The sequence below is a fragment of the Pseudoalteromonas sp. MB41 genome (genome assembly GCF_020966275.1).
GTDB classification, from domain to species: Bacteria; Pseudomonadota; Gammaproteobacteria; order Enterobacterales; family Alteromonadaceae; genus Pseudoalteromonas; species Pseudoalteromonas lipolytica.
The window spans coordinates 1-1,421 of sequence record NZ_JAJJZF010000061.1 but is presented as its reverse complement, the minus strand read 5'-3'; the positions used below and the strand labels follow the sequence as shown (position 1 = coordinate 1,421).

The following is a 1,421-nucleotide window of genomic DNA, read 5'->3' as shown; positions in this document are numbered from 1 at the left end:
TGAAGTGACCCCATAAAGTTGGACTCATTTTTAAGCGGCTGCCAAGGCCTGATTTCGATACTGTATCGGACTCAGGCCTTTTAGTTTCAGCTTAATACGCTCGTTGTTGTAATAGTGGATATATTCTTTGATGTTTTCAATAAGCTCATTCACGTCTTTAAACGTTTCGTTGTGGTACATCTCACTCTTCAATATGCCGAAGAAGTTCTCAGCAACCGCATTATCTAAACAATTTCCTTTTCTAGACATACTTTGTTGCAACCCTTTTTCCTTGAGATGATTTTGATATTGTTTGTTTTGATATTGCCACCCTTGATCTGAGTGTACAACTGGCTTTTCATTTGGCTTCAACCTAGCAGTTGCTGTTTTAAGCATGTCAGTTACCAAAGGGAGTGCAACGGATTTTCTGACTTCGTAACTGATTACCTCTTGGTTGAATAGGTCAATCATAGGCGATAGATATACCTTCTCATTATCCACTTTAAACTCTGTCACATCCGTCACCCATTTTTGATTTGGCTTCTGCGCAATAAACTCGCGGTTAAGCGTATTTTCTGCGATTTTACCCACTTCACCTTTATAGGATTTATAGCGCTTAGGCCTTACTTTTGACTTGAGGCCTAACTCATTCATCAGTCGTTGAACGCGCTTATGATTAACAAGTACCCCCATTGATCTCAGAGCACTCGTAATTCTGCGATAGCCATATCGTCCTTTATGCGCGTGATAGATATCACGTATTTTTAGCAGTAAATCATTGCTTGCACAGGGTAGCTTACAAGTAGTGCGATGATAATAGTAAACACTCTTTGGCAGCCCTGTAGCCTTTAAAAGGTGTCGTAAGCTATGTTTTGCCTTGAACTCTTCGACGACTATCGTCTTGTCTTTGCTTTTTTCTTTCTGGCTTGAGCCAAGGCTTCTAACTTTTTTAGCACATCATTCTCTGCTCGTAAGTATGCTAATTCTTCTCGTAACTCCTCCTCAGTCATTTGCTCTACTAGTTTTGATGAAGAAGAATTATTAGTCATGACTGGCCTACCTTTTATTTGTGGTTTGAGACGTGATATACCATCACGAGCATAAAGCTTTTGCCATTGAAAAAGAATGCCAGGGGACGATAAATCGAAGAAAGCACTGGTATAACCGAGTGACCAACTGTTTGCTGTCATCGTTTTTAACACTTCTACCTTAAATGCTTGAGAATAAGGTTTGTGAACAGACCTGAAGCTTTCAGCGCCATGAATTCGATAAATAGCGGTCCAATATCGGACCTGCCTATCTGTAACATTAAATCTGTTACTTACTGTCGAAGAGCTTTCAGACAAAGCGAGCTCTGCTATTTTGAGCTTAAAAGCTCGATGATGTTTGGACATAAAAAGACCCCCAGTAATTGGAATGTCCAACTATTGGGGGTCACTTCA

Annotated in this window: 2 protein-coding genes; both read right to left on the bottom strand. The window is 40.2% G+C overall.

Features of this window, described 5'->3' with window-relative positions:
• Nucleotides 1-30: 30 nt before the first annotated feature.
• Nucleotides 31-876 carry an IS3 family transposase gene (locus LPA49_RS22125; RefSeq protein WP_230237776.1) on the bottom strand — a complete coding sequence of 282 codons (846 nt, stop codon included), beginning with the start codon at nucleotides 874-876 and terminating at the stop codon, nucleotides 31-33.
• On the bottom strand, nucleotides 873-1,373 hold the full coding sequence (locus tag LPA49_RS22120; RefSeq protein WP_230237775.1) for a transposase: 501 nt from the start codon (nucleotides 1,371-1,373) through the stop codon (nucleotides 873-875). Before LPA49_RS22120 ends, LPA49_RS22125 begins: the two co-directional genes overlap by 4 nt.
• Nucleotides 1,374-1,421: the final 48 nt, after the last annotated feature.